This window comes from Streptomyces sp. P9-A4 (genome assembly GCF_036634195.1).
Taxonomy (GTDB): Bacteria; Actinomycetota; Actinomycetes; order Streptomycetales; family Streptomycetaceae; genus Streptomyces.
The window spans coordinates 5,104,998-5,128,683 of record NZ_JAZIFY010000001.1 but is presented as its reverse complement, the minus strand read 5'-3'; the positions used below and the strand labels follow the sequence as shown (position 1 = coordinate 5,128,683).

22 protein-coding genes and 2 pseudogenes are annotated in these 23,686 nt (G+C 70.5%); 10 read left to right on the top strand and 14 right to left on the bottom strand.

Annotated features, from left to right (window positions below; all coding sequences use genetic code 11):
- Positions 1 to 3: 3 nt before the first annotated feature.
- The 3 genes from V4Y03_RS23310 to V4Y03_RS23300 form a co-directional block, all read right to left on the bottom strand.
- Positions 4 to 1,020 (bottom strand): AAA family ATPase, encoded by a 1,017-nt coding sequence (locus V4Y03_RS23310; RefSeq protein ID WP_317878538.1) that lies wholly within the window; start codon positions 1,018 to 1,020, stop codon positions 4 to 6.
- A 121-nt stretch (positions 1,021 to 1,141) separates the two neighbouring features.
- Complete coding sequence (locus V4Y03_RS23305) at positions 1,142 to 3,187, bottom strand: VMAP-C domain-containing protein (RefSeq protein ID WP_332436179.1); 2,046 nt, start codon at positions 3,185 to 3,187, stop codon at positions 1,142 to 1,144.
- Positions 3,184 to 3,840, bottom strand: coding sequence for a CU044_2847 family protein (locus V4Y03_RS23300; RefSeq protein WP_332436178.1), 657 nt, complete (start codon positions 3,838 to 3,840; stop codon positions 3,184 to 3,186). Before V4Y03_RS23300 ends, V4Y03_RS23305 begins: the two co-directional genes overlap by 4 nt.
- Before the next feature lie 95 nt (positions 3,841 to 3,935).
- Here V4Y03_RS23300 and V4Y03_RS23295 point away from each other — a divergent pair, with 95 nt between their 5' ends.
- Positions 3,936 to 4,121 (top strand): DUF6104 family protein, encoded by a 186-nt coding sequence (locus V4Y03_RS23295; RefSeq protein ID WP_024761804.1) that lies wholly within the window; start codon positions 3,936 to 3,938, stop codon positions 4,119 to 4,121.
- Between the two features lie 260 nt (positions 4,122 to 4,381).
- Here V4Y03_RS23295 and V4Y03_RS23290 read toward each other — a convergent pair whose 3' ends face one another.
- Positions 4,382 to 5,242 (bottom strand): hypothetical protein, encoded by an 861-nt coding sequence (locus V4Y03_RS23290; protein WP_332436177.1) that lies wholly within the window; start codon positions 5,240 to 5,242, stop codon positions 4,382 to 4,384.
- 149 nt (positions 5,243 to 5,391) lie between these two features.
- Between V4Y03_RS23290 and V4Y03_RS23285 the strand changes: the two genes are divergently transcribed.
- Both V4Y03_RS23285 and V4Y03_RS23280 read left to right on the top strand, forming a co-directional pair.
- Positions 5,392 to 6,267, top strand: a complete 876-nt coding sequence (locus tag V4Y03_RS23285; protein WP_317878572.1) for a DUF4097 family beta strand repeat-containing protein — start codon at positions 5,392 to 5,394, stop codon at positions 6,265 to 6,267.
- A gap of 1 nt (position 6,268) precedes the next feature.
- Positions 6,269 to 7,156, top strand: a complete 888-nt coding sequence (locus V4Y03_RS23280) for a PadR family transcriptional regulator (RefSeq protein WP_332436176.1) — start codon at positions 6,269 to 6,271, stop codon at positions 7,154 to 7,156.
- Between the two features lie 138 nt (positions 7,157 to 7,294).
- Here the strand turns inward: V4Y03_RS23280 and V4Y03_RS23275 are convergent, their stop codons facing one another.
- The 3 genes from V4Y03_RS23275 to V4Y03_RS23265 form a co-directional block, all read right to left on the bottom strand.
- On the bottom strand, positions 7,295 to 8,668 hold the full coding sequence (locus V4Y03_RS23275; protein ID WP_332436175.1) for a cellulase family glycosylhydrolase: 1,374 nt from the start codon (positions 8,666 to 8,668) through the stop codon (positions 7,295 to 7,297).
- Between the two features lie 82 nt (positions 8,669 to 8,750).
- Entirely contained in the window at positions 8,751 to 9,716 is a 966-nt protein-coding gene (locus V4Y03_RS23270) for a zinc-binding dehydrogenase (protein WP_317878410.1), read from the bottom strand.
- A gap of 223 nt (positions 9,717 to 9,939) precedes the next feature.
- Positions 9,940 to 11,148: an NAD(P)-dependent malic enzyme gene (locus V4Y03_RS23265; protein WP_332436174.1), complete on the bottom strand. Its 1,209-nt coding sequence runs from the start codon at positions 11,146 to 11,148 to the stop codon at positions 9,940 to 9,942.
- A 538-nt stretch (positions 11,149 to 11,686) separates the two neighbouring features.
- On the opposite strand from V4Y03_RS23265, the gene V4Y03_RS23260 reads away from it, so the two are divergent.
- The 3 genes from V4Y03_RS23260 to V4Y03_RS23250 are packed head-to-tail and all read left to right on the top strand — an operon-like array spanning position 11,687 to position 14,399.
- Positions 11,687 to 12,655, top strand: coding sequence for an ABC transporter substrate-binding protein (locus tag V4Y03_RS23260; RefSeq protein ID WP_317874975.1), 969 nt, complete (start codon positions 11,687 to 11,689; stop codon positions 12,653 to 12,655).
- A gap of 29 nt (positions 12,656 to 12,684) precedes the next feature.
- The gene (locus tag V4Y03_RS23255; protein ID WP_317874974.1) at positions 12,685 to 13,635 is read left to right on the top strand and encodes an amino acid ABC transporter permease; all 951 of its coding nucleotides are present in this window, start codon (positions 12,685 to 12,687) and stop codon (positions 13,633 to 13,635) included.
- Positions 13,632 to 14,399: an amino acid ABC transporter ATP-binding protein gene (locus tag V4Y03_RS23250; protein WP_332436173.1), complete on the top strand. Its 768-nt coding sequence runs from the start codon at positions 13,632 to 13,634 to the stop codon at positions 14,397 to 14,399. The genes V4Y03_RS23255 and V4Y03_RS23250 overlap by 4 nt, the downstream gene beginning before the upstream one ends.
- Positions 14,400 to 14,485: 86 nt before the next feature.
- Here the strand turns inward: V4Y03_RS23250 and V4Y03_RS23245 are convergent, their stop codons facing one another.
- The gene (locus V4Y03_RS23245; protein ID WP_332436172.1) at positions 14,486 to 15,235 is read right to left on the bottom strand and encodes a class I SAM-dependent methyltransferase; all 750 of its coding nucleotides are present in this window, start codon (positions 15,233 to 15,235) and stop codon (positions 14,486 to 14,488) included.
- Positions 15,236 to 15,329: 94 nt separating this feature from the next.
- Here V4Y03_RS23245 and V4Y03_RS23240 point away from each other — a divergent pair, with 94 nt between their 5' ends.
- Positions 15,330 to 15,959, top strand: a complete 630-nt coding sequence (locus tag V4Y03_RS23240) for a CGNR zinc finger domain-containing protein (RefSeq protein WP_317874964.1) — start codon at positions 15,330 to 15,332, stop codon at positions 15,957 to 15,959.
- On the opposite strand, the gene sodX is transcribed toward V4Y03_RS23240, so the two are convergent.
- A complete protein-coding gene (gene sodX / locus V4Y03_RS23235) occupies positions 15,863 to 16,297 on the bottom strand; it encodes a nickel-type superoxide dismutase maturation protease (RefSeq protein ID WP_317874963.1) in 435 nt (144 codons plus the stop codon). The genes V4Y03_RS23240 and sodX overlap by 97 nt on opposite strands.
- 162 nt (positions 16,298 to 16,459) lie before the next feature.
- On the opposite strand from sodX, the gene sodN reads away from it, so the two are divergent.
- Positions 16,460 to 16,855: a superoxide dismutase, Ni gene (gene sodN / locus V4Y03_RS23230; RefSeq protein ID WP_030320908.1), complete on the top strand. Its 396-nt coding sequence runs from the start codon at positions 16,460 to 16,462 to the stop codon at positions 16,853 to 16,855.
- 7 nt (positions 16,856 to 16,862) lie between these two features.
- Here the strand turns inward: sodN and V4Y03_RS23225 are convergent.
- A pseudogene (locus V4Y03_RS23225) lies at positions 16,863 to 18,016 on the bottom strand (tyrosine-type recombinase/integrase).
- A gap of 24 nt (positions 18,017 to 18,040) precedes the next feature.
- Positions 18,041 to 18,193, bottom strand: a pseudogene (locus V4Y03_RS23220) (XRE family transcriptional regulator); the annotation flags it as partial.
- Positions 18,194 to 18,710: 517 nt separating this feature from the next.
- Between V4Y03_RS23220 and V4Y03_RS23215 the strand changes: the two are divergent.
- Positions 18,711 to 19,841 carry a hypothetical protein gene (locus tag V4Y03_RS23215; RefSeq protein WP_332436171.1) on the top strand — a complete coding sequence of 377 codons (1,131 nt, stop codon included), beginning with the start codon at positions 18,711 to 18,713 and terminating at the stop codon, positions 19,839 to 19,841.
- A 51-nt stretch (positions 19,842 to 19,892) separates the two neighbouring features.
- Here V4Y03_RS23215 and V4Y03_RS23210 read toward each other — a convergent pair whose 3' ends face one another.
- Positions 19,893 to 20,708, bottom strand: coding sequence for a hypothetical protein (locus tag V4Y03_RS23210; RefSeq protein WP_332436170.1), 816 nt, complete (start codon positions 20,706 to 20,708; stop codon positions 19,893 to 19,895).
- 126 nt (positions 20,709 to 20,834) lie between these two features.
- On the opposite strand from V4Y03_RS23210, the gene V4Y03_RS23205 reads away from it, so the two are divergent.
- Positions 20,835 to 21,503, top strand: a complete 669-nt coding sequence (locus V4Y03_RS23205) for an SMI1/KNR4 family protein (RefSeq protein ID WP_332436169.1) — start codon at positions 20,835 to 20,837, stop codon at positions 21,501 to 21,503.
- Between the two features lie 12 nt (positions 21,504 to 21,515).
- On the opposite strand, the gene V4Y03_RS23200 is transcribed toward V4Y03_RS23205, so the two are convergent.
- Complete coding sequence (locus V4Y03_RS23200; protein WP_332436168.1) at positions 21,516 to 22,334, bottom strand: class I SAM-dependent methyltransferase; 819 nt, start codon at positions 22,332 to 22,334, stop codon at positions 21,516 to 21,518.
- Entirely contained in the window at positions 22,331 to 23,668 is a 1,338-nt protein-coding gene (locus V4Y03_RS23195; RefSeq protein WP_443079884.1) for a helix-turn-helix domain-containing protein, read from the bottom strand. The genes V4Y03_RS23200 and V4Y03_RS23195 overlap by 4 nt, the downstream gene beginning before the upstream one ends.
- Positions 23,669 to 23,686 lie beyond the last annotated feature (18 nt).

Genomic DNA, 23,686 nt, shown 5'->3' with positions numbered 1-23,686 from the left:
CCGTCACCTCGGCTGATCGAGCGGTTGCATGAGCATGTCGGCGATGCGTTCCCTGGTGACCCGTTCGGCGCGGGAGGCGTGCTGGGTCAGGTAGAGCGCGTTGAGGAGCTGGTCGGTGGCGATCACCTCGCCGGGCTCGCGGTTGAGGAAGCGCTGCACGAGCCCCTGCTCGGCCTCGCCCGCGGCGGCGTCGGAGCCGAGGTGGGCCTCGATCATGGCGCCGACCTGCTCCTCGCCGGGGGCTTCGAGCTCCAGGCGGATGCAACGGCGCAACAGGGCGGCGGGGAAGTCCCGTTCGCCGTTGGAGGTGAGCACGATGAAGGGGAAGGTGGTGCAGCGGACCCGGCCGCCGAACACCGGCACCTTGCGGCCGTCGTCGCTGAGCACCTCGACGACGGGCTCCCGGTCGGCGATCCGCTCCAGCTCCGGGACGGCGAACTCGCCCTCCTCCAGGGCGTTCAGAAGATCGTTGGGCAGGTCGAGGTCGCTCTTGTCGAGCTCGTCGATGAGCAGCACCCGGGGCTCGTCGGAGGGCAGCAGCGCCGTGCCCAGCGGACCGAGCCTGATGTACGAGCCGATGCCGGCCGGGGCCGCGGCGGCGGAGCCGGGCGATCCTGCCTGGGCGCGCTCCAGCTGGACGTCCTGGAGCCGGCCGATGGCGTCGTACCGGTAGAGGCCGTCCTGCAGCGTGGTACGGCTGACGATCGGCCAGCGCAGCACGCGCCCGAGGCGCAGCTCGTGCGCGACGGCGTGGGCGAGGGTGGACTTGCCGGTACCGGGGTTGCCGGTGACGAGGAGGGGGCGCCGCAGGTACAGGGCGGCGTTGACGGCGTCCGTCTCGGCGGGCCGGGGATGGTGGTTCTGGACGAGTCTGCGCCGGACGCCGAGCCGCCGGTCGGAACCGGCCAGGGTGTCGTCGGCGCTGCCCGCCGAGAAGTCCCGCCAGGGCGGCGGGGCGGGCAGTCGCTGAATCTCGTCGTGCGGAAGACCGGCACCACGGTAGATCCGCCAATCGCTCACGATGGACTCCTCCTGGCTGTGGTGTCGATGCCGGGCCCGTCGAACGTACCGCCCGGGGGCGGGGCCTGTTGATGCCGTAACCGGACGGATCCCGGTCGTGTCGTCCCGGTGGCCGCTCGGGTCACTGCTCCCCCTCCCCGAGCAGGGGCGGGACCTCTAGAGGGCCGCCGTACGGGGGCCGGTCGGGCGGGTCCAGCAGGATGGCGATGCTCTCCGCCCACGCGTACGCGGCGCGTGCCTCGGGGCCGGCCGCCGGGTCCGTCGCCCGGGTGCGCAGGGAGCGCACGCGCCCGCGTACGCCCCAGGCGCCGACGGCGTCCGCGAGGAGCCGGTCGGCGCGCTCGTGGAACTCCGCGCAGTCGGTGTGGTCGTGGGCTCCGGTCCGCCAGAGCGCGATCGGATGCCCGGCGGCCAGCGCCGCGTTCATCGCCATGAGCCCGTCGCCGCTGCCCACCGGGCCGCAGTAGACGGGGACGGTGCCGCCCTCCGCGTCCCTGAGCCGGTCGTACGTCTCCGCCCAGGTCTCCCGGCGTACGCGCGCGGTGTGGGCGTCCGGGCCCGCGCCGGGCACCTCGGCGCGCAGCGCCGCCGCGTGCAGCGGGCCGCACTCCCCCGCCTCCCAGCGCTCGCGCCACTCGGGGGCCGGTTCCAGGTCGTGGCGGCGGACGTCGCGGATGACGACGATCCTGCGCTGGCCGAGATTCGTCCCCCAGGCCTCGTCGGGGCCCTGCGGAGGTTCGAGCCGCCAGGTGTCGAGGGGTTCGTCGAAGAGCTCCAGTGGAAGCACCGCCTCCACGGCGGCCAGGTGCGGCCCGCTGTCGCCGCGCCGCAGGGCGTCCGCGAGCGGTTCGCGCAGGGTCTCCCGGAGCCGGGACCGCTCGACGCCCCGGTCGTCGCAGTGGAGCGGGCTGACGGTGTGCCCATCGAGGAGGAGCTTGACCTGCCAGGGGTACCGGCGGCCGTAGACGGGCTTGTCGATCTTCAGGAGGACGTCGGCACGCGCGCGGGGTTCGCGTACGGACAGGGGCGCGGGGCGGCCGGGGCTCACCAGCTGGTCGATCTCGCGCCTCAGGAAGCGGTCGGCGTCGCCCGCCTTGTCGACGATCCAGTGGGTGAGGCCCGCGATGTCGGCCCTCGGCCCGTACCGTCCGCCGACGTGCCGGACGACATGGGCCGCGTACAGGAGCACCGCGTCCAGCTCCAGGTCGCGGACGCCGTCCCGGCGCGGCGCGCGGAGCCCCCGCAGGAGCCCGGCGCCCTCGCTCCAGGTCCGCGGGTCCTGCTCCAGGGCGTCGGGCAGGTCGTCGTCCCTTATCCAGGCCTTGACCTGGTCGATCAGGTCGAGGATCTCGCCGGGCGCGGTGGGCGCGGGCAGTTCCGCGAAGTGCCCGTACAGCTGGGTGCGCACTCCGGGGCTCGGCCCCGGGGAGGCGGGAAGTTTCCCCTGGGCGCGGGTCCAGTCGGGCCGCTCGTCGAAGGAGTGGTAGCTGAGGAGGTGGTACCGGTCGTGGGCGCGCAGCGCCTCGGCCATCGCCTCTCCGCCGGGGAGGTCGTGCAGCCGGCGCAGGGCGGTGACGGGGACGACGGCGCCGCCGTCGGGCCCGCGCCCCTTGTTGAGCCCGACGACGACGCCCTGCCCGTCGTCGACGACGGGCCCGCCCGAGCAGCCCTCGACGGGCATGACCCCGTCGGTGACGAGGGCCTTGCCGTCGCTGCCGTTCAGGGTTCCGTGGACGTGCCGGACGCCCAGCTCGCCGGTCTCCCGCGACCAGCCGTGCAGCCCGACGGAGGCGGGCAGGACGGGCGGGCGCTCACTGAGGCGCACGCACGACGCCTTCTGCGTGCCGGGCACCCGGATGAGCGCGAGGTCGGGGAAGGGCCAGCGGTCGGGGGGCGCGTCGGGCTTGTCGGGGAGCGGCAGGGCGAGCACGACGGTGCCCGTGGTCCGCCGGGTGGTCGGGCCGTCCTCCCAGATGACGCCGACGGCAGGCTCGCTCCTCCACACCGCGCTTCCCCCCTCGGCCACGACATGGGCGCAGGTCAGCACCCAGCCGGGGGCGATGAAGAAGCCGGTGCCCCAGTACCGGTCGCCGTCGTGGTCATACCCGCCGTCGGGAGCCGCGATGCGTACGAGTGCGGGGCGCACGAGAGCGTCGAAGGCGCTCATACGGCGCCATCGGCCGCCGGACGCCCGTCGGAGGCGCTTTCCGGGGCTTCGGCGGCGGGGGCCGGGGGCGCGGACGGCGGCTCGGACGGGGCCGGAGGGGTGGCCGGAGGGGTGGCCGGAGGGGTGGCCGGAGGGGTGGCCGGAGGGGTGGCCGGAGGGGTGGCCGGAGGGGTGGCCGGTGCCGGGGGAACGGCCTCGGAGCGGGCCGGTGGGACGGTCGGCGCGGGAGGCACGCGCACGTGCGCGGGCGCGGGTGCATCGGAGGGTGCGGGTGCCTGCGGGGGTGCATCGGAGGGTGCGGGTGCCTGCGCGGGCGCCCGGTCCCGGCCCTCCTCGGTCCAGGTCAGCGAGACGTTCACGGAGGCCTTGCCCGAGCCGTCCGCGAGGACCCCGATGACCTTGCCGGACTGCGCCGACAGTTCGATACCGAAGCTGACGGCCACCTCCACCGGGCCCTGCGGGTCGAGTCCGGCGCGCAGCGAGCCGACCACCCCGCGCACCACGTCCGTGAGCCCGCCGGCCATCGAGACCACCCGGTCTCTGACGCCGGTGTCCGTGAACCCGCCTCCCCTGCCCAGCTCCTGCACGTCACTGACCCGGGCCCACACGTGCGTGCCGTCGTCCAGCCGAACCCGAGCGATCCCGTGCGTCACAGCGGCCCCCGCTCCCCGAAACGATGATGAGGAAGGCTAGTCGGTGGGACTGACGGGCGACAGGGGACGTGAGAGGTACGGCCTATCCTGATCGCATGTACTTCACCGACCGTGGCATCGAGGAACTGGAGAAGCGGCGAGGCGAGGAGGAGGTCACCTTCGAGTGGCTCGCCGAGCAGCTGCGGACGTTCGTCGACCTGAACCCCGACTTCGAGGTGCCTGTCGAGCGCCTCGCGACCTGGCTGGCCCGTCTGGACGACGACGAGGACGACGACGAGTAGCGGCGTCGGCGGCCACCGGTCACAGGCCGGGACGACGGGCGGGCGGCGTCGGTCCCGGTCACCCGCAAGGGTGACGACGCGCGGGTGACACCGGTACCGGTGTCACCGGCCGGACACCCGTCATCGGCCGGAAACGGCCCACGCGCGCATGCTCACGCCCGGCTCGGGAACCGCTGGGCCTCCGCGTCGCCGCGCGTGCTCACGTGGTCCGGGAGTACGGTCACCGCCTCGCCCCGCCGCGTGAGCACGCGCGCGCGTGCTCACGCCTCTCGCGGGCGGTCGTAGAAGAGCCCGAACGCACCGTGCGCGACGAGCAGCGCCCCGGCCGCCGTCCAGCCGCCGCTGCGCCGGCCGATGCCCCAGAGCAGCAGCGGCACCCCCGCCGCGAGCTGGGCACCGCTCAGTACGCGCGCCTTGGGGCCGCCGCGCAGATACGGGCCGAGGGGACTGCTCTCCACCACGTCGAGCTCGGCGCGCACGGCGTCGCCGCCCCAGGCCATCAGCTTCGTACGGGCGGCCGGGAAGACCCCCTCGTCGTGCTGTTCGAGCTGCTCGGCGCCCTGGGCCAGGGCCACGGAGCGGAGCCGGTCCGCGCTCTCGCCGGGGAGGAGCCCGGTGGGCAGGGCGAGCCCGGTACGGCGGAGCACCGCGACGACCCCGAGGAGCCGGGTGTGGGCGTCGGCGTCCGGATCCGGTCCGGTGAGCGGCTCCAGTTCCTGCACGTCCAGGACGGGGTCGAGGTCGAGCCGCGCGGCGAAGGTGCGCATGGCCTCGTCCTCGCCGACGGGGGTGCCGTCCGCGAGCCAGGTGTAGCCGACGGTACGGCGGAATCCGGCGGCGAGCGTCAGTCCGGCCCGGTCGCGGTCCCACCAGAGCGCGACGACCGGCCAGGTGGCGGCCGAGACGGCGAGGGCGGTGGCCCAGCCGGTGACGACCTGCTCGACGGGCTCCCCGCCGTGCAGCCAGGGCTTCCCCTCCGGCACGAGCACGCTCCAGCCCTCTCCCGCCGGGGCGAGGAGGAGCTGTTCCCGTAGCAGCCGGGCCGGCGGACGGACCGCCGTGGGATCGGCGCGGCAGAGCAGCAGCGCCCCGGCGGGGTTCGGTCCGGATGTCGCGTTCATGCGCCCTACGCTAGGCCAATTTGTCCGTGTACGGCGGTGATTGCCCCCACCCTGTCAGGGGAGAGTCAGGGTTGACTTCACTTCGCCGCGATATATCGTGTCTAGCGAGATACGCGATATGTTGCGTTGCCGAACGGGAGGTCAGCACCATGACAGAGTGGTCCGTCAGCGAGCCGACGAAGCTGACACCGGCTGAGCCCGTGACCCGGCTGCGGGTCCGCATCGTCAACGGCACGGTGAACGTGGTGGGGACCGACGAGAGTTCCGCCCGGGTGGAGATCTCCGAGATCGAGGGCCCGCCGCTGATCGTGTCGCAGGACGGCTCCACCCTGACCGTGAGCTACGAGGACCTGCAGTGGAAGAGCGTCCTCAAGTGGCTCGACCGCAAGGAGTACCGCCGCCGGGCCGTCGTCTCCGTCGCCGTCCCCGCGGGCGTCGACGTCGAGGTGGGAGTGGTCGGAGCCGAGGCCGTGGTGACCGGGATCAAGGGGCGTACGGAGGTGCGCGGCGTCACCGGCGGCACCACCCTCCTCCGGCTCTCCGGCCCGGTCCGCGCCGAGACGGTCTCGGGCAGCCTGGAGGCCCAGTCGGTGACCGGCGCCCTGCGGTTCAGCTCCGTGACCGGTGACGTGACGGTGATCGAGGGCGCGGGCGCCTCCGTGAAGGCCGAGACGGTCAGCGGTGACATGGTCATCGACCTCGACCCTGCCGAGCTCGACGGGCCGCCCGCCGACATCCGGCTCTCCAGCGTCTCCGGCGAGGTCGCCATCCGGCTCCCCCACCCCGCCGACGCGCAGGTGGAGGCGAGCACCACCAGCGGCTCCGTGTCGAACGCCTTCGAGGATCTGCGGGTGAGCGGCCAGTGGGGCGCCAAGTCCGTGACCGGCACCCTCGGTTCCGGCCGGGGCACCCTCAAGGCGACCACCGTCTCCGGCTCCATCGCCCTGCTCCGCCGCCCCGAGCCGGACGAGGACACCGGCTCGACCCCCTCCGCCACCCCCACCGCGTCCGGAAAGGTGCTCTGACATGCCGCCCGTCTTCGCGCACGGCCGCCTCCGCCTGTATCTGCTCAAGCTGCTTGACGAGGCCCCGCGCCACGGCTACGAGGTGATCCGCCTCCTGGAGGAGCGCTTCCAGGGGCTGTACGCACCCTCGGCCGGCACGGTCTACCCGCGACTGGCCAAACTGGAGGCCGAGGGCCTCGTCACCCACGCCAGCGAGGGTGGCCGGAAGGTCTACTCGATCACCGACGCGGGCCGCGCCGAACTGGCCGGGCGCGCGGACGAACTGGACGACCTGGAGCGCGAGATCCGCGAGTCGGTCTCGGAGCTCGCCGCGGAGATCCGCGACGACGTGCGCGGGGCGGCCGGCCGGGTGCGCAGCGAGATGCGCGCGGAGGCGGGGCGGACCCGCGCCTCGGAGTCCTCCTCGTTCGCCGACGCCAAGGAGGAGCTGCGCCGGGTCGGCCAGGAGTGGAAGGAGCAGGCCCGGCAGGCCCGCGCCGAGGCGAAGTCGGCCCGCCACCGGGCGAACGAGTTCCAGCGGGTCGCCCAGCAGGTGCAGGACGAGGTGCAGGACCGCTTCTCGCGGGGCGACTGGCCGAAGGGCGTCTGGGAGGGCCTCTCCGACATCACGGCGCAGCTCGGCGGTCTCGTGGCGGGCACCACCCACCCGAAGGCCGCCGCCGCCCAGGAGTCGCCGTTCGCCAAGGCGCCGGAGTGGGCCCGGGACACGGAGGGCTCCGGTGACCCGGCCCGCGATCTGGACCGCCTGCTCGACCGCTTCCGCGACGAGATCAGGGACGCGGCCCGCGACCACGGAGTGAGCCAGGACCAACTGACCGAGACCCGAGAGCAGTTGTCGGCGGCGGCACTCCACATCACGGGACTGCTGAGGTCCCGGCCGAGAACGTAGAGGGTGGCGGGGGCGGAGGCGCCCGAGCCTCCGCCCCCGCCCGCACCCCCCGGCTACCGCCTCCACCCCCGCCCGCACCCCCGGCTACCGCCGGCGGACCCGGCCGACGGGATAGGCCGACCGGCCGGGCCCGTGCGCTCAGCCCCGGGTGACCGTGACCGTCACCCTCGCTCCCGGGGCCGCGAGGACCCACGCCCTGCCCGGGGACTTGCGGAGGACGAGCGCGCCGCCCCGCGCCGTCACCCGCCAGTCGCCGGGCGGCAGGGAGAGTTCGGTGACCCGGGGGCCGCGGCGCCCGGCGGAGTCGTACGAGAGGCGGTAGACCCCGGCCCCCGGGTCGTACGTGGTGGAGCGGACCGTGCCCGCGACCGCCTCCGCGTACGGCTCGGCGGTCAGCTCCTTGTTGACACGGAAGGCGCCGGCGGCGTCCACCGCGCAGTAGCCGCCGCCGTAGCACCACGCCCACCCCGCCCAGCCGGAGCTGTAGCGGCCGAGGGAGGCCATGGCCTCACGGTAGAAGCGGTTCATGTTCGGCAGGGAGTTGTTGAGCGGACCCCACTCCCCCACCACCACGGGGACCTTGTACTCCTTGGGGTACAGAGTGACGGCCTCCTCGTAGTTCTCGAGCCAGCGGGCGGCGGGGTCGTAGTCGGTGCCCGCCTCCATGCCGGAGTTGTAGAAGTGGGGGGCGTAGACGATCTTCGGGTCGTCGATCCGGCCGAGTCCGGTGGGCACGCCCTCGCCGACGATCGGGGTCGGTTCGACGAAGATCCAGTGGGACCGGTCGACCGAACGGACCGCGTCCGCGATCCGGTTGTACATCGGGGTGAGCTGGTCGCGTTCGATGCGCCGGGCGGCCGTCGCGAGGTCCTCGCCCTCCCGCAGCTCGCCCATCGGCTCGTTGATCAGGTCGTAGCCGATGACGGCCGGGTGGTCCTTGAAGCGGTCGGCGAGCACCCGCCACATCCGGGCCTGGGCGCGCTGCAGGTCCTCGTCCTCGTAGAGATGGGTGAAGGCCCGCTGGACGGCGGGCTCGAAGTACTGGGAGAACCAGTCGTCCGGGTTGGGGGTGAAGGGCAGCCCGTCGGTCCTGGTCGCCCACGCGGGTATGCCCCGGCTGCCGAACGCGGGCCCGAAGACGTCCTGGTGGGCGTCGATGAGGACCTTGACGTCGTACTTCTCGGCCCAGTCCAGGACGCGCCCGATCTTCCGCAGATAGCCCTGGCTGTACTGGCCCGGCCGGGGCTCCAGGTCGTCCCAGAGGACGACGAGGCGGGCGAGGTTGAAGCCCTTCGCCCGCATGTCGCGGATGTGCTTCTCGGTGATCCCGGAGAGGGCGGCGTCGCCGCTGTTCGTCTTGTCGGTGAGGTTCCAGCCGCGCAGGGTGAGGGTGCGGCCGTACTCGTCGGTGATGACGGGGATCGTGTCGCCGCCGGCCTCCGCACGGGCGGCGGCGGTCGGGGCGAGCAGCGAGGCGGCGAGGGCGCCGGCCACGAGGGTGGTTCGCAACAAGGGAGGGCCTCCAGCACGATGAAGTGAGCGTTGTTCACGTTTTCGCGGTGGGGGAGATCCCATCAGTTCTACTGACGAGTCATCAAGACGTCGTCAGCACGATCTTTCCGAAGAGTTCACCGGAGGCCATCTTCTGGAAGCCCTCGCGGGCCCGGTCCAGCGGCAGCACCTCGTCGACGACCGGCCGTACGCCCGTCGTCGCGCAGAAGGAGAGCAGGTCCTCCAGCTCGTCCTTGGAGCCCATGGTCGAGCCGACGACCTTCAGCTCCAGGAAGAAGATCCGGGTCAGCTCGGCGTGGGCGGGCCGGTCGCCGCTCGTGGCGCCCGAGATGACGAGCGTGCCGCCCGGCCGCAGCGACTTGACCGAGTGCGACCAGGTGGCGGCGCCGACGGTCTCGATGACCGCGTCGACCCGCTGCGGGAGCCGGGCGCCGGGCTCGTACGCCTCGACGGCGCCGAGTTCGACCGCCCGCTTGCGCTTGGCCTCGTCCCGGCTGGTGGCGAAGACCCGCAGGCCGGCGGCCTTGCCGAGGGCGATGGCCGCGGTGGCGACGCCACCGCCCGCGCCCTGCACGAGCACCGAGTCGCCCGGGCGCACACCGGCGTTGGTGAAGAGCATGCGGTACGCGGTCAGCCAGGCGGTGGGCAGACAGGCGGCCTCCTCGAAGGAGAGCTCCTTCGGCTTGGGCAGCACGTTCCAGCGGGGCACGGTCACCCGCTCGGCGAAGGTGCCCTGGTAGCGCTCGGTGAGGATGGAGCGGGGCTCGTCGGGTCCGACGCCGTGGCCCGTCTGGCCGATCACGGAGTGCAGGACGACCTCGTTGCCGTCCTCGTCGATACCGGCCGCGTCGCAGCCGAGGATCATCGGCAGCTTCTCCTCGGGGAGGCCGACCCCGCGCAGCGACCAGAGGTCGTGGTGGTTGAGCGAGGCGGCCTTGACGGTGACGGTGGTCCAGCCGGGACGTACCTCGGGTTCGGGGCGTTCGCCCAGTTCAAGGCCGTTCAGGGGCTGGTCGCGGTCAATTCGGGCGGCGTAGGCAGCGAACATGGCCCCGACCCTAGGGCGCGGCGGCCGGACGGGGAACCACGCCCCGCTGTGACCCGTGTCGCCTGGACAGCACCGGGCCCTCCCCGTACGCGAAGAGCCCCGCCCGAACACCGGGGACCCGGCCGTACGCGCGGACCGCCGCCCGTACGCGAAAGGCCCGCCCGTACGCGAAAGGCCCCGTCCCGGCGTACGGAACAGGGCCCTTCGAGTCACGTCCGGCGCGTCAGCGGCGGGCGACACCCTCGGCGCGGGCGGCGGCGGCGACCGCGGCCGCGACGGCCGGGGCGACCCGCTCGTCGAACGGCGACGGGATGACGCAGTCGGCGGCGAGCTGGTCGCCGACGACGTCCGCGATGGCGTTGGCCGCGGCGATCTTCATGCCCTCGGTGATCCGGGAGGCCCGGACCTGGAGCGCGCCGGCGAAGATGCCGGGGAACGCGAGGACGTTGTTGATCTGGTTCGGGTAGTCCGAACGCCCGGTCGCCACGACGGCCGCGTACTTGTGCGCGATGTCGGGGTGGACCTCGGGGTTCGGGTTGGCCATGGCGAACACGAAGGCGTTCGGAGCCATGGACGCGACGGCCGCCTCGGGGACCGTGCCGCCGGAGACGCCGATGAAGACGTCGGCGCCGGCGAGGGCGGTCTCCAGGGAGCCGCTGAGGCCCGCCTTGTTGGTGAGCCCGGCGATCTCGCGCTTGACGTCCGTGAGGTCGTCCCGGTCGCTGCTGACGATTCCCTTGCGGTCGGCGACGGCCACGTCACCGAGGCCGGCCTCCAGCAGGAACTTGGCGATGGCGACACCGGCCGCACCGGCGCCGGAGATGACCGCGCGCAGGTCGCCGAGGGTCCGCCCGGTCAGCTTCGCCGCGTTACGGAGGGCGGCGAGGGTGACGATGGCGGTGCCGTGCTGGTCGTCGTGGAAGACGGGGATGTCCAGGCGCTCCTGGAGCTTGCGCTCGATCTCGAAGCACCGCGGGGCCGAGATGTCCTCCAGGTTCACGCCGCCGAAGGACGGGGCGAGCCGGACGACGGTGTCGACGATCTCGTCGGTGTCAGTGGTGGCGAGGGCGATCGGGACCGCGTCCACACCGCCGAACTGCTTGAAGAGGATGGCCTTCCCCTCCATGACCGGGAGGGAGGCCTCCGGGCCGATGTCGCCGAGGCCGAGCACGGCCGTTCCGTCGGTCACGACGGCGACGACCTGGGACTTCCAGGTGTAGTCGTTGACCAGGTCGGGCTGCTCGGCGATCGCGGTGCACACCTTGGCGACGCCGGGCGTGTACGCGAGGGACAGGTCGTCCTTGTCCCGGAGGGGGACGGTGGCCTGGATGGCCATCTTGCCGCCCCGGTGGAGGGCGAAGACAGGATCGAAGGGCTCCTCGGGAGCCCCTTCCGTACTGTCATTGCGAGGATTGACGATCTCCGCTGCCATTGGGTTGACCCCTTAAGTCTGCTTCGTCTGAGGGTTGGCCGCTCCTGGTGTGGAGCGGTGGGCGGGTCCCGCAGCCGCCGTGTCTGGCAGCCGCGCGGGCGCGCCGCACAACGCGCCCTGAGCCCCGGATGAGGGGTGTAAGGATCCTTCTTACCGGACGGACGGCACCGCAGACGAGTCCGTATCCACTCGGTGACACGACTCATACCGAGCGCATCCGGACACGGACGGAGAACGACACGTCACCCGATGTCCCGATAGATGGTTTCCGCACCCGATTGGCGGCCTTCGGCTCGTCCGAATGGCGAGACAAGCAGGAAATCCTTCGGCGGCGTGGAAGGTATTCCGTAGAAGGTCCGGCCTTGATGTACCGGCCTGTCGGTATTCGGCCATCACCCGTTACCCGATTTTGACATCCTTGGCCGTCGGTTTGAGGCGGTCCGAATGGCAAGATGCCGTAATCACACGAGGTCACGACACTCGAAGACGCGTACGTGACCCACCTGGCATCTCCCTCACACGCCGGAGGAACCCGATCATGACCGCACGCACCACGCGCTGTACGACCGCCAAGACCCGCACGTCCCGTCTTGCCGCGGTCGCCGCCATCGCGGTCGCCGGCTCCGTCCTGCTGACCGCCTGCGGCGACCAGACCGACAGCGGATCGACGAGCCCGACGAAGGGGGGCGGCTCCGCCTCCACGAACGCGGCCCCGCTCTTCTCGAAGCTCCCCGCCGACATCCAGAAGGCCGGTGTCATCAAGGTCGGCACCGACGCCTCGTACGCGCCGATGGAGTTCACCGAGGGCGGCAAGATCGTCGGTGTCGACCCCGACATCGCACAGGCCCTGAGCAAGCAGCTCGGTGTCGAGTTCCAGTTCACCTCGGGCACCTTCGACGGCCTGATCACCTCGATCTACACCGGCCGCCAGCAGCTGATCATGTCCTCGATGACGGACAACAAGAAGCGGCAGGAGGGGCTGGACGACAACGGCAAGAAGATCGGCAAGGGCATCGACTTCGTCGACTACTTCAGCTCCGGTGTCTCCCTGCTGGTCAAGAAGGGCAACCCGCAGGGCATCAACTCCCTCGACGACCTGTGCGGCAAGACCGTCGCCGTCCAGCGCGGCACGATCTACGAGGACACCTTCAAGGCCCAGGCCACGAAGTGCGGCGACAAGAAGCTGACGATCCAGGCCTTCGACACCGACGCCGAGGCCCAGACCCGCGTCAAGGCCGGCGGCGCCGTGGCCGACCTGAACGACTACCCGGTGGCCGCGTACATCGCGAAGACCTCGGGCGGCGGCAACGACTTCGAGGTCGTCGGCAGCCAGAGCGACGTCGGCCTCTTCGGCATCGGCGTCTCGAAGGACAACACCCAGCTGCGCGACGCGGTCAAGGAAGCGCTCGACGCGATCATCAAGGACGGCACCTACGCCGAGGCCCTGAAGAAGTGGAACGTCGAGGACAGCGCCGTCAAGTCGGCCACCGTCAACGCCGGCAAGTGACCTCCCCGCTCCACTGAAGGGCAGTCGTCATGACTGACAAGATCAGCAAGGACCCGGCCGCCGCTCCGGCCGGGCCCGGCGCCTCGGGCACCCCGTACGAGGCCATCAAGGCGATCCCCGTGCGCCACTACGGCCGCTGGGTCAGTGCCGTGGTGGTCGTCGTACTCCTCGGATGGCTCATCTACGCCTTCTCCCAGGGCGATGTCATCTGGGCCACGGTGTGGGACAAGGTGTTCGACCCGTCGGTCATCAGCGGCCTGTGGAACACGATCATCATCAGCGTCGCGTCCATGGCCCTGGGCCTGGCCCTCGGCATCCTCTTCGCGGTGATGCGACTCTCCAAGAACCCGGTGACGGGTGCGGTCGCATGGCTCTACATCTGGTTCTTCCGCGGTACCCCGGTGTACGTCCAGCTGCTGGTGTGGTTCAACCTGTCGCTGATCTTCCACTACATCAACCTGGGGCCGATCTACAAGAACGAGACCGTGGACGTCATGACGCCGTTCATGGTGGCGCTGCTCGGCCTCGGCCTCAACGAGGGCGCCTACATGGCGGAGATCGTCCGCGCCGGCATCCAGTCGGTCGACGAGGGCCAGACCGAGGCGGCGCACGCGCTCGGCATGTCCCAGACGAAGACCATGGGCCGCATCGTCCTTCCGCAGGCCATGCGGGTGATCGTGCCGCCGACGGGCAACGAGTTCATCAACATGCTGAAGACCTCGTCCCTGGTCTCGGCCGTGCAGTACACCGAGTTGCTGCGGGCCTCCTCGAACATCGGCAACACGGCGGGTGCCGTGATGGAGATGCTCTTCGTCGCCTCCATCTGGTACCTCGCGCTGACCAGCGTGTTCAGCGTCGGCCAGTACTACCTGGAGCGCCGTTTCGCCCGCGGTTCGACCCGTAACCTGCCGCCCACCCCGCTGCAGCGCATCAAGGCGAACCTGACCACGTTCAAGCGTTCCCCGGAGGCAGCGGCATGACCGGCCAGCCCATGGTCAAGGCGGAGGGCGTCCACAAGTCGTACGGCGCGGCCCACATCCTCCGTGGCATCGACCTCGAAGTGCAGAACGGCGAGGTCTTCTGCCTCGTCGGCCCGTCCGGCTCCGGCAAGTCGACCTTCCTGCGCTGCATCAACCACCTGGAGCGGGTGGACGGCGGCCGGCTCTCGGTCGACGGCCGGCTGGTCGGCTACCGGGAGAAGGCCGGCAAGCTCTACGAGCTGAAGGACAGCGAGGTCGCGGTCCAGCGCCGGGACATCGGCATGGTCTTCCAGCGCTTCAACCTCTTCCCGCACATGACGGCCCTGGGCAATGTCATGGAGGCCCCCATCCAGGTGAAGGGCGAGTCCAGGGCGGTGGCACGCGAGCGTGCCGAGCGCCTGCTCGACCGGGTCGGCCTGCGGGACAAGATGGGGAACTACCCGTCGCAGCTCTCCGGCGGCCAGCAGCAGCGCGTCGCCATCGCCCGCGCGCTGGCGATGGAGCCGAAGCTGATGCTCTTCGACGAGCCGACCTCGGCGCTCGACCCGGAGCTGGTGGGTGACGTCCTCGACGTCATGCGGGACCTCGCCGAGTCGGGCATGACGATGATCGTCGTCACGCACGAGATGGGCTTCGCCCGTGAGGTCGGCGACTCGCTGGTCTTCATGGACGGCGGCGTGGTCGTCGAGTCGGGCAACCCGCGGGACGTCCTGGGCAACCCGCAGCACGACCGGACGAAGGCGTTCCTGTCGAAGGTGCTGTAGGGCGCCGGACGAAGGCGCCGTAGGGCGTACGAAAGAGGAAGGGGCGGTACGGGATTCCCGTACCGCCCCTTCCCGCGTCCCCGGCGCTACTTCACGGCGAGGAGCAGCGTGTCGGAGGGCGAGGCCCAGACCGGCCGGGCCTCGCCGAAGCCGGCGGCGAGGAGGGTGTCGGCGTGCCAGCGCGGCGAGGGCATGTCGCCGTCGGCGTGCTCGCCGTAGATCTCGAAGCGGCGGGCGGTGGGCTCGGCGAGGACGGGGTCCTGGGCGGCGACGGCCCACCACTCGGCCCAGTCGAGGGCGCCGCCGGCCTTCGCGCGGTCCATGACGGCGTGGCGCTGGGCGCGCTCGGCGGCGTTGATGCGGGGGGTGGTGCCGTCGATCATGTGGTCGGCGTTCATGAAGACGCCGCCGTCGCGGACGAGGCCGGCGACCTGCCCGTAGAGCGCGGTCAGGGGTTCGCTGTGGAGCCAGTGGAGCGCGGTGGCGGTGAGGACGGCGTCGTACGAGTCGTGGGGCAGCCGGGCGGCCCACGACGGGTCCTTGAGGTCGGCGGTCACGAAGGTGACGCGCTCGTCGCCGGCGAAGTACCCCTCGGCGATGGCGAGGAGGGCGGGGTCGAGGTCGACACCGGTACTGGTCGCATCCGGGAACCTCTTGAGGAGCCGATCCGTGATACTTCCCGTACCGCACGCGAGGTCGAGGACGCGGGGCTTCGGCCCCACGAGGGCCTCGACCATGTCGAGCATCACGCGGAACCGCTCTTCACGGTCCGGCATGTACCACTCCTGCTGACGGTCCCAGCTCTGCTGCCAGCCCGCCCAGTCGGTTCCGGTCATCGCCGTTCCTCCCCGCCTTCGTAATACCCTCTAAGGGGAAACAGCCGTTACCCCTTTCGACCGAGACACTAGCCCGCCGGAGTAAGGACTACAAGTGGAACTGGCCTATTACTCGGATTACGCCGTGCGTCTGGTCAACACCGAGGAGCCGGCCCGCAACAAGGACGCCCTGACCTCCGTCGAGGTGATCCGCGAACTCTTCGGCCCCGCCACCCAGATGGCGCGCCGGGCCACCGACTCCGACGTGACCCGTTTCCGCGCGGTACGCACCCGGCTGCGGGCGATCTTCACCGCGGCCGACGAGGGCGACCACACGGGCGCCGTGGACCTGCTGAACTCACTCCTCCTGGAGTTCCCCGTCAGCCCCCAGATCTCCGGCCACGACACCCTCGACGAGGACGGCCGCCCCCGGTGGCACATGCACCTCGCCGACCACCCCTCGAACGCGACCGCGGGCTACGCGGCCATCGCGGCGATGGGGCTCGCCTTCCACCTGACGGAGTTCGGCGCCGACCGGCTCGGCCTCTGCCAGGCCCCGCCCTGCCGCAACGCCTACCTCGACACCTCCACCAACCGCTCCCGCCGCTACTGCTCGGACCGCTGCGCGACCCGCGCGAACGTGGCCGCCTACCGCGCCCGCAAGCGCCAGGAGGCCGAGCGGCCGGACCCCACCGGCCTGACCGCGGAGAACAGCCAGGAGAGCGTCACCCCCCAGGACCGCTGACGCCCCGGCGTCAGCGGCCGGTAGCGCGCCCGCACCCGCCCGAGAACCAGCTCGGGCGGTACGGCCCCGAAGACGCGGCTGTCCCCCTCGGCGTCCGGGTTGTCCCCCAGTACCCACCAGCCGCCGTCGCGTCGCTCGATCAGCCGCTTCACGATGAGGAGATCCTGCTGGAGCGGATGCCGCAGCACGGCCACGCACCCCGGCCGCAGCCGGCTGCCGTACCGCACGAGCAGCTGGTCGCCGTGGAGCAGCGTCGGCACCATCGACACCCCCGTCACCTCGGCGATCCCGAACGGAGCCCCGGCCTCCGCCACCTGCTCCCGCCCCGATTCCCTCATCCGGCACCTCCCGCTCCGCCCGTGCGCGCGCTCGTCCACTCGTACACGAGTCCCATGGTGACCCTGGACTTTTGACCTAAGCCCCAGGGGGCGCCCGCGAAAACGCCCTTCTCACCGAGTAATGTCCCACCTGAGAAGACGATCACGAGGAAGGACGGCTCAATGCTCTCCCGCCTGTTTGCCCCCAAGGTGAAGGTCAGCGCCCACTGCGACCTCCCGTGCGGCGTGTACGACCCGGCCCAGGCCCGCATCGAGGCCGAGTCGGTCAAGGCTGTCCAGGAGAAGTACCAGGCGAACGAGGACGCGCACTTCCGCGCCCGCGCCACGGTCATCAAGGAGCAGCGCGCGGAGCTCGCGAAGCACCACGTGTCGGTGCTCTGGAGCGACTACTTCAAGGCCCCGCACTTCGAGAAGTACCCCGAGCTCAACCAGCTGGTCAACGACACCCTGAAGGCCCTCTCGGCCGCGAAGGCGTCGACGGACCCGAAGACGGGCGAGAAGGCGCTGGAACTCATCGCCGAGATCGACCGCATCTTCTGGGAGACGAAGAAGGCCTGATCTCTGGTTAGGCGTTCTGACCTGCGGTTTCGCGGGCCATGTCGCCTACCTGTCCGCACCCGGTCCGCAGGCCGCCGAGCACGGCGTCCATGACGGCCCGGGTGCGGTCTTCTTCCCCGGGCCACAGGTGCGCGTAGATCCGCAGCGTGATGACGGCGGACGCGTGCCCGAGGACGAGCTGCACCTGCTTGACGCTCGCGCCGCCGGCGATGAGCGCGGAGGCGTAGAAGTGCCGCAGGTCGTGGGTGACGATGTGGGGCAGCTCGACGGCCTTACGGCCTTCCCGCTCGGCGGCCCCACTCTCAGCCGCCTGGAGCGCCTTGCGAGCCCCGTTCCACTCGGTCTTCCACCGCCGGTAATTGAGCGGCTCACCCTCCTCCATGGTGAACAGCCACTCCTTGGAGGGCCGTGCGGCGAGATGCGCGAGGAGCGCGTCGGTGACGACCTCGCCGACCGGGACCGTACGCCGGGACTTGGCGGTCTTCGGCGGGCCGATCTTGCCGGACTGAAGCCGCTGCCGGTCGACCCGGATGGTGCCGGCCTTGAAGTCGACGTCCGACACCTTGAGGCCGAGCAGTTCACCGATGCGCAGCCCTGATCCGGCGAGGGTGACGATCGCCGCGCGGATGTACGGCGGCATCGCCCCCGCCATCGCCTCGACCTGGGCGACCGTGGGCGGAGTGACCTCCTCGTCCGGCATGGCCGGGAGGGTGATCCGGCGGCACGGGCTGGAGGCGATGACCTTGTCGTCCACGGCCGCCGTCATGACGCGCACAAGGACGTCGTAGACGTTCCGCACGCTGCCGGGGCCGAGCTGGTCGGAGAGGTGCTTGAAGAGCACCTGGATGTCGTTGCGGCGTATCGCCGCCATGGATCGGGCGCCCAGTGCCGGTACGAGGTGGAGCCGCAGCGCGTTGTCGGTGATGCGCTCGCCCGCCTCGCTGGCGATGAGCGAGCCTTCCCACTTCTCGGCGTACTTCTCGAACGTGATCCGGCCAGCGCGCGGGTCGACGTACTGGCCGGTGACCATGCTCGCTGTGACCTCGTCGAGCCAGCGCTGGGCGTCAAGCTTCCGCTCGAAGTGGCGGGCGTGCTCCTTGCCGTCGAGGTCCGGTAGCGGGCCCGCCATTTACCGTTGGGGCGCTTCTGGATGTTGGCCAAGTGGCCTCTCCTTCATGTCGGTTGTCAGTAGTGACCACCGTCCTCGATGTCACTGCTGAGCGTGCGAGCGTCCCGCTCGTCGCCCATGAGGCGGAGGCACTGCTCGTGGATGGCCCGCGAGCTGTCGGGATGGGCCTTGATGTGGTCGGAGATGGCGACCACGGCGTGATGCAGGCGGCCGCAACCGGAACCCGGACCGAGGTTCCGGTCAACCCGGACCAGGAATCCGGACCGACGGAAAACGCGCAGCTCAGCGGCCTGACGGACCGGACCGAGAACCCGGACCATGCACCCGGTCCGGAAGCCGAGGACCGGGCGGAGAGTTCCGGTCGGTCGGCCGGCGAACCCGAACCGTCGGTCCGGGTTGCCCACGGTGCTGCGGGGACGGTCCACGAACCCGGACCAGGGACTGGGGACCGCGAGCGCGCCATCACCCTCGCCGACTCCTGGCCCAGGCCGCCTCCGAACGCGAACTGGACACCGCAGAGCACCCGGCCCAGGTCCTGATCTGGCCCATCAGCGCCGAGCCCGTCCGACAGGCAGCAACCTCACCTCGGCGAAACTCACTCGGGGTCCAGGCTGCGACGACCTCCACGACCATGGCCACTCACGCACGTCGAGTCCATCGCTGATCTCGCAACGGCTGAGGTAGGGGCCTGCAGCTTGCCTGGTGGCCACCGAGGATGATGCAGGGATGACTGACCAGCCTTCCCCTGCGGTTTCGGCGACCTCAGCACGGGCGTTCGATGTGGAGCGAGTGCCCGCGCTCGTCGGCGGCTCGGTGACAGCAGGACGCCACACGGTGGGGCTCGCTGAAGTAGCCATGGGCCCGGGCGGCATGGTGATCATCTTGGACGCCCACGACGCTCGCGACAGGAGTGGTGTGTGGAACGCTGAGGAGATCCGTCTGATCGGGCCTGCCCCTGAGGCGATCACAGAGCGACTGATGGGTTCACCCTGGGACGGGGATGGCCGCTTGTTGCCGATCCACATCGCGGTCCGCACAGGAGGAGAGGTCTTGCACCTTGACACCGCCCAAGTGAGCCAGGTCGGCACATCCGACGGCGTGCTCAGCGACTGCGAGCTACTCCTCGACACACCCTTGAGCAGGGACCTCCTCGACCGGGTGCGGCCACGATCGTCGCCGACCGCCCTACCAGGTCTGGGGTGGCTCGGGTCTGTGAACGGTGATCGGGCGACAGCGCTCGATCAGTTCCTGACCGGCTGGTATCCAAGCACAGGCGACACTGAATTGGCTTTCTCCTCCTCGGCATCACGCCTGCCGGATGGACTGAAGCAGCTGTACCGCATCTCTACGCGGCGGCCGAGTGTGCTGGACGTCCAGAACAGGATCCTGCCGGAGTCGCACCTGCACAGCGACCCACTTGGAGAGACGCTTGTCTTCGGCGTCGAGAACCAGGGTGGGTTCTTCTGGTCACTGCTGTGGACGATGGAGGAAGCCGAGCCTGATCCGACCGTCTGGTTTCGCGTATTCGACGAGGAACCGATCGCCGAGCAGGAACCTCTCAGCGGGTTCCTGATTCAGTTCTCCCTCTTCGAGGCTTCCATGGGGGCCGACTACTTGGCCCTGCCCCGCAAGCTCACGGCAGGGCAGGTCGAGCAATTCACTCAAGCACTGCGCCCTGTGCCCCTGCGCCCCTTCTGGCCGTGGGCCCCCACCCACTTCTACGTAGCTCCTGGCCTCGTCGTACATGTCAGCAGCGAGGACGGCCATGAATTCGATGTCTGGGCTGGGGCGACCCATCGCAGCGCTCTGGACCAACTGGCAGATCTCCCTGTCGACTGGATTCGCTTCGACGGGTGACTGGCACAAGACCAGCGCCATGGCACGCCATTCTCCATGGCCGCCCGACCGCTACTCCATCGCGATAGGGAGCCTGAGCGTGCCTCCGACGACGGTCAGCATCTGACCGAGCAGGTGCAGTGCTCGTGCGCGCGTGGGTGCTCTGCGTGCGGTGCCCGTCCAATAGACGTCCGTAAGCGTCTCGACTGCAGTAAGGGTGTGTTGGTCGTCGCCGGCGGCCACCACGAGGGCGAATCGCACGTAGTCACCGATGTCGGTGCCTTGAGGGTGCTGCACAGTGAAGCCCTCAAGCCGTGGGGTCAGTGCGGGCAGTGTGCGGACCGTTGGAAAGACGACGGCGATGCCTGCCAGCGCCAGACGGACTGCGGGGCATTCAATCGCCCACCGGGCAAGCAGGTCCGGGATGCAGGATCGGACGGCGTCACGGGCCCTGCCCTCGTTTTCAGGATCGGCATGTGGCGGGACGTCCGGCCAGCACTGGGCGAGGTGGCGGTCTGTGACCGTGGCGATCTCGAACAGCAGAACCACGGTCTGGAAGCGGAGCTGGGGAGGTACTCGGTCGTCGACGGACAAGGCTGCGAGCAATGCGACACCCTCTGCGGTGTCCGGATGGCAGGTGTCCTGATGAAGGATCGCGTTGTAGAAGTCGCCCAGGAAGAAACTGTCGCTGTCCCAGTGCGGATCCGCCAGGGGCTCAAGCAACATCGCTGCCTGCGGCGGCAGCGGACCTGAGAGACGGTCGGCGATGACGTCGCGAAAAGTCCGCCGGATCGGCGGGCCGAATACTCGACCGATCCGCCAAGCCTCGCGAAGGTCGGTCCCGGGTACCTCATCCCGCAAATCCTCGGGGGTGGCCTGCATGCTCATGATCGACGGAGCCTACTGCCCCTGGTCAGGGCCCGACCCACGCACTAGCGAGGACTCGAACCGAGGAGGCAGGTGTCCGTTAGCCTCAGGCCGACGTGCCGGGGCAGGATCGGCCAGAGTACTGGGGTGGGATCGCGTGCAGTTTTGGAAGAAGGCCAAGCAGGCGGGAGCCAGCGGGAGTCCGAGATTGCGATAGCCGCGTCTGCTACTCCCCCGCACGGGGCAGCAGACACCTTCTCCGAGGCGCTGGTTCGCGCTCTGGTGACATCGCTCGCCGACGGCACGACCGCTACCGCAGACGGACTGCGCGGGCTGTCAGCCGACCAGCTCGACGAGATCGAACGGGACCAGCCCGCTCCGCTGGCTGCGGCCTATGCCTGCTTCCTCCGCCTCGTCGGTGGCGGTGCCGGCCACTTCTTTCAAGGCAGTGACGTCTTCTACCCCCACGTCATCGGCCTTCGGGAAGCAGCGGACGAACTGCTGAGAGAGAACCAAGAGCCCTTTCACCTGCGCAGCTCCGATCGCGTGATCTTCATGCACCAGGGCTACCAATTCGAGTTCCTGCGCGGCGAAGGGCCCGATCCAGAGGTGTGGACCTACTCCGAGGGTGACGCCGAACCTTCTCGGGTCTACATCCGCTTCACGGACTGGTTGGAAGCGAACGTCCGTCAGCAAAGGGAAGCGTGGGCCCGCCTGGTTCCCTGGTACGAAGCCGAACAGCAGAAGCCCTCGGACGAGCGCCGCATGTACTTCTACCGCCACCATCCCGATGGCAGTGTGACCGACGAGCTGTAGCGACTCGCCCCGTCACCGGCTGCAGACGAGGATGCCTCCCACGCATGTGATCTCGTACGCGCCATGGCGGACGATGTGATCGGCGACGAGGGTGTGGGCACGGTCGATGGTCGCGTCGAAGGGCACGTCGTGCTGGTCTGCCCAGGCGCGGTACGAGGCCATGTGGGCAATGACGGGCTCGGGGTCGCGGACGGTGATGGTCCCCGGCAGTTCGACGACCTCCACGCGGCTGAACTCCTCGCCGAGGAAGGCCGGGGCCTTCTCCAGGGAGAAGCGGGCACTGAGCGAGATCCGGGCCGGACCACGATCGATGCCAAGAACGTCGCCAGCAGCCCGCTGCCACAGCTCGTCGAGTTCGGCCTTGTCTCGGTCACTGTTGGTGGAGGCGACCACCACCCCGCTGCGGGCGACGACACGGGCCAGCTCCCTGACCGCCTGAGGAATGTCGGGCACGTGGTACAGCATGTGGAGCGCGAGAGCCGCGTCGACGCTGCCCGCCGCCAGCGGAAGCCTCGTCGCGTCCGCCACGGCGACCGGGCCCGGGACGCCGACAAGGATTCCGGGCGCGATGTCGAGGCCGAGCAGGGACAGGTCCGGGCGGTCCTGACGGAGCCGCTGGATGAACTTGCCGTTGCCGCAGCCGATGTCGACGACTCGCCCGCGTACGCCGCCCAGCCGCTCGGCGACGAGACCCGGCAGGTCGTACCGGGGCGTCTGCCACCGGTAGAGCGACTGCCGGGCGGCCAGGTCCCGGTCTCCGTTGTAGGCGCTGCCCGCCAGGCGGGCCCGGTCGGTGACAGCGGCGTCGTGGGCGGCGGACAAGTCGGTCACGTCGGCAACTCCGAAGGATGGGCGGCAGGCAGGGACGCACGGACGACCGTGTGCTGGAGCCGGTCACGCAGTTGCACCGCCTGCGCGGCTCCACCGTACTGCGGCCCTCCCAGCTCCCGCCCGAGAACGGTGAGCCGGCGCACGATACTGGCCGACATGCGCTCCGGTGCGGACTGGAGAACGAAGCCAAGCATCTTCTCCGTGCCGTCCAGGTCGCCCAGGAGCAGGTGCCCGCTGGCGAGGTCGAGGTGCGCGGCGAACAGGTCACCGACCGACTGGTCATCTCCGTCCGCGCTGCGGTAGAGGCGGATCGCCGTCTCCGCGCTGACGATGGCCCGGTGGACGTGCTCCTGCCCGCCTACGGCCAAGAGGGTCGTTCCGGCGTACGCGAACTGCTTGGCCGCGGGGAAGTCGAAGACTCCCAGTACCTCGTCCCCACCCGAGATCGCCTCGCGCGATCGTTCGGCATCCGACAGGGCAGCGAGCGCACCTCCCGAATCGCCGACTATCGCCAACGCCCGCGCCTCCAGACTCGCCAACCGTGCACCGATGCTGCCGCTCGCCCGGTGCCGACGGCCGGCCTGCGCCAGCCGGGCCGCCTGCTCGTACCGCCCGGTCCAGTACGCGATCAACGACTCCACGGCCCGTACCCAGGCCAGCATCCCCTCGTGCCCCGCCGCTTCGGCACAGGCCCGTGCGGTGCGGGCGTGGGTGGCGGCGGAGTCGTAGGCGCCGAGGTCGAGGCACACGTGCGCGGACAGGCCGCAGAGGCGAGAAGCAGAGAGGTAGAGATCGGTGGTCTGCCTTGGATGCTGCCGCCCACGCAGCAGCTCGAACACCCCGTTTCGTAACCGCTTGATCTCGACGTACTGCTCCATCAGCGGGTGGCTGACGTAAATACGGGCGAGCCGGCCAACGTCGGCCTCCAGCTGCTCGACGACGAACTCGTCGGCGTTGCGCTGCGCGATGAACCGGGCAAACTCGGCCGACCGCACCGCGTCCTCAGAGAGCGGGTCTCCAGGGACGTGAGTGCCTTCGGGCGGCAGCACCGGCGGCACGACCTCGACCCCGGCGGCGTCGGCCCCGTCCCGCTGCCCCTTGCTGACGGCAACAGCTTGGTCGAGCACGGCGACATCGACACCGAAGACCTGCGCCAGGTACTTCCGGGCGTAGGGAACGGGAACCCGCGCTTCGCGCTCGTACCGCCCAATCTCTTTGCCGGTCTTCGCGGAACGCCCCTCCAGGGCGTTGTACTCGTCGGCAACCCTCTGCTGGCTCCAGCCGCGCGCGGTGCGCAGCCGGACGAGCAAGGCGCCGATCCCGGTGTCGCCCATGCCGTCCCCCAGGAACAC

Coding starts and splice junctions, on each gene's coding strand:
- V4Y03_RS23305 (WP_332436179.1), bottom strand. CDS start 3,187: ATGAGCGCCTTCGACGCTCTCGTGCGCCCCGCACTCGTACGCATCGCG.
- V4Y03_RS23295 (WP_024761804.1), top strand. CDS start 3,936: ATGTACTTCACCGACCGTGGCATCGAGGAACTGGAGAAGCGGCGAGGC.
- V4Y03_RS23290 (WP_332436177.1), bottom strand. CDS start 5,242: ATGAACGCGACATCCGGACCGAACCCCGCCGGGGCGCTGCTGCTCTGC.
- V4Y03_RS23285 (WP_317878572.1), top strand. CDS start 5,392: ATGACAGAGTGGTCCGTCAGCGAGCCGACGAAGCTGACACCGGCTGAG.
- V4Y03_RS23280 (WP_332436176.1), top strand. CDS start 6,269: ATGCCGCCCGTCTTCGCGCACGGCCGCCTCCGCCTGTATCTGCTCAAG.
- V4Y03_RS23270 (WP_317878410.1), bottom strand. CDS start 9,716: ATGTTCGCTGCCTACGCCGCCCGAATTGACCGCGACCAGCCCCTGAAC.
- V4Y03_RS23265 (WP_332436174.1), bottom strand. CDS start 11,148: ATGGCAGCGGAGATCGTCAATCCTCGCAATGACAGTACGGAAGGGGCT.
- V4Y03_RS23260 (WP_317874975.1), top strand. CDS start 11,687: ATGACCGCACGCACCACGCGCTGTACGACCGCCAAGACCCGCACGTCC.
- V4Y03_RS23255 (WP_317874974.1), top strand. CDS start 12,685: ATGACTGACAAGATCAGCAAGGACCCGGCCGCCGCTCCGGCCGGGCCC.
- V4Y03_RS23250 (WP_332436173.1), top strand. CDS start 13,632: ATGACCGGCCAGCCCATGGTCAAGGCGGAGGGCGTCCACAAGTCGTAC.
- V4Y03_RS23245 (WP_332436172.1), bottom strand. CDS start 15,235: ATGACCGGAACCGACTGGGCGGGCTGGCAGCAGAGCTGGGACCGTCAG.
- sodX (WP_317874963.1), bottom strand. CDS start 16,297: ATGAGGGAATCGGGGCGGGAGCAGGTGGCGGAGGCCGGGGCTCCGTTC.
- sodN (WP_030320908.1), top strand. CDS start 16,460: ATGCTCTCCCGCCTGTTTGCCCCCAAGGTGAAGGTCAGCGCCCACTGC.
- V4Y03_RS23215 (WP_332436171.1), top strand. CDS start 18,711: ATGACTGACCAGCCTTCCCCTGCGGTTTCGGCGACCTCAGCACGGGCG.
- V4Y03_RS23210 (WP_332436170.1), bottom strand. CDS start 20,708: ATGAGCATGCAGGCCACCCCCGAGGATTTGCGGGATGAGGTACCCGGG.
- V4Y03_RS23195 (WP_443079884.1), bottom strand. CDS start 23,668: ATGGGCGACACCGGGATCGGCGCCTTGCTCGTCCGGCTGCGCACCGCG.